The sequence below is a fragment of the Acidovorax sp. HMWF029 genome (assembly GCF_003060895.1).
Taxonomy (GTDB): domain Bacteria; phylum Pseudomonadota; class Gammaproteobacteria; order Burkholderiales; family Burkholderiaceae_C; genus Acidovorax.
In genome coordinates, this window is record NZ_QAIH01000190.1 from 2,670 (window position 1) to 4,740 (window position 2,071).

Below are 2,071 nucleotides of genomic sequence, written 5' to 3' on the forward strand. Positions count from 1 at the left end.
TCTCCAGCCGCCAGCTCGACGCCTTTCTCGCGCTGGCCGAGCAGCGCAGCTTCACGCGCGCCGCCACCTTGTGCCACCTGTCGCAACCCGCGTTCAGCGCCCTCATCCGCGCGCTGGAGGACGACCTGGGCCTGCGCCTGTTTGACCGCAGCACGCGGCATGTGGACCTCACACCCGAGGGGCAGAACTTTCTGGAGTCGGCCCGCCGCATCCGCGCCGAGATCACAGGCGCCCTGGCTGCCGTGCGCGACGCCGCCACGCTGCAGCGCGGGCGGGTGGCCGTGGCGCTGCTGCCGTCGCTGGCCGCAGGCTGGCTGCCGGGCGTGCTGGCGCAGTACCACGCAGCGCACCCGGGCATCGAGATCGACATTGCCGATGTGCTGTCCGAGCCCTGCATCGACCGCGTGGCCAGCGGCCATGCCGACTTTGCGCTGGCCGCCATCCGGGCCGACACGCCTGCGCTGCAGGCCGAGCCGTTTTGCAGTGATGACTTCTACCTGGTGTGCCCGGCCGACCACCCGCTGGCGCGCCGCCGCAAGGCCATCACCGCGCAGGACTTGGCCGCATGGCCCTTCATTCACCTGGCGCGCACCAGCAGCGTTCGGCAATACCTGGAGGCCGCGCTGCACCCGCAGGCCATGCATACGCTGATGGAGGTGGAGCAGCTCGCCACGGTGATGGGCATGGTGCGCGCGGGCCTGGGCATCAGCGTGGTGCCTGCGCTCACGCTGTTCCACTTTGACCAGCCGGGGCTGGTCACGCGGCCGCTGTCACTGCCAGGGCTGACGCGGCAGATCTATCTGGTGCGGCGGCGGGACGAGAGCCTGTCGGTGGCGGCGCAGGCGCTGTATGGGCTCGTGATGGCGCAGCGGCCTTGAGGGGCGCAGCGATAATGCTGCATATTTAATAGCTTAAAACGCTTGATGGTCGCGCGGTAAAGGCCATTTTTGCTTCAAAAAACTAGCCCAGCAGATCGAACTGCCCCCGGTGTTCGAACCGCCCGTCCACCACCTGCCCCACCCACAGCGCGGTCACCTGGCCTGGCACCGACACGCCCGCCTGGTTGCGCGCGGCACACCACGCACGCGCCATGGGTGCGGACTCGAAAGTGCCCACGGTGATGTGTGGGGTGTAAGGCAAATCCAGCCGCAGCGCGTCGGCCAGCGGGCCGGTGTAGAGCGCGTCGTGCAGCAGTGACAACGCCGCATGGCCTTCGTCGGGCACCAGGTAGGCATGGGCGCGCGGGCTGTGGGCATCGGCCCCGAGCATGGCGTAGCGGCAGTGAAACGCGATGGGTGCTGCGCGCGCAGCCACCGCCGCCACGTGGGCGATGTAGGTGGCTTCGTCCACCGCGTTGCTGGCAAACACCAGCGTGAAGTGCGGGCGCACCAGCGCGTGGCCGGTGGGGTCGTTGGCGGCGCGCCAGGTGTCGATGGCCAACATGTCCTCGGCGGCGCAGACAGGGTAGGCAACGGTGTAGAGCGTGGGGTGCACGGTGGGCCTTTGCAGCAATCAATCAGTCAATCCAGCAGGACGACAAGGGTAACGTGCAGCTGTGGCGTGGCTACCGCCGGCCGCCCCTCCCAAGGTCGGGTTGTGTGCGCTCCACCTGGCCGCCTAAGCTGCCCGCAGGCTCGCCACCGCCACTCACCCCCTCTTCAATTGCGCCACCGGGCGCCCTGCCCTGTTGCCCATGCACACACTCACCCTGCCCACGTCCCCCACCATGCTCGCCTGGGTCTGCACCCGCTATGGCGGCACCGATGTGCTGCGGCTGCGCACCCTGCCCCGCCCTGTGCCTGGCCCGCGCGATGTGCTGGTGCGGGTGCTGGCGGCCAGTGTGTCGTCGGCCGACATGCGCGTGCGCACGCAGAAGCTGCCGCGTGGCTTTGGCCTGCTGGGGCGGCTGGCGTTTGGCATCACGCGGCCGCGCCAGCCCGTGCTGGGCACCGATGTGGCGGGCGTGGTGGAGGCCGTGGGCCGCGCAGTGACCGGCTTTGCCCCCGGCGACGCGGTGGTGGGCGTGGCGGGGGTGGCCATGGGCGGCCATGCCGAATACTGCCTGCTGCCC

At 69.8% G+C, this 2,071-nt stretch carries 3 protein-coding genes; 2 read left to right on the forward strand and 1 reads right to left on the reverse strand.

The genetic code is table 11. The annotated features are described in order from the left end of the window. The coding region (locus DBR12_RS13160) for a LysR family transcriptional regulator (RefSeq protein ID WP_108617663.1) at positions 1-878 on the forward strand (878 nt) is incomplete at its 5' end. A gap of 82 nt (positions 879-960) precedes the next feature. On the opposite strand, the gene DBR12_RS13165 is transcribed toward DBR12_RS13160, so the two are convergent. Beyond that, on the reverse strand, positions 961-1,494 hold the full coding sequence (locus tag DBR12_RS13165) for a 2'-5' RNA ligase family protein (protein ID WP_146185533.1): 534 nt from the start codon (positions 1,492-1,494) through the stop codon (positions 961-963). A 199-nt stretch (positions 1,495-1,693) separates the two neighbouring features. Between DBR12_RS13165 and DBR12_RS13170 the strand changes: the two genes are divergently transcribed. Then, the coding region (locus DBR12_RS13170; protein WP_158274999.1) for an alcohol dehydrogenase catalytic domain-containing protein at positions 1,694-2,071 on the forward strand (378 nt) is incomplete at its 3' end.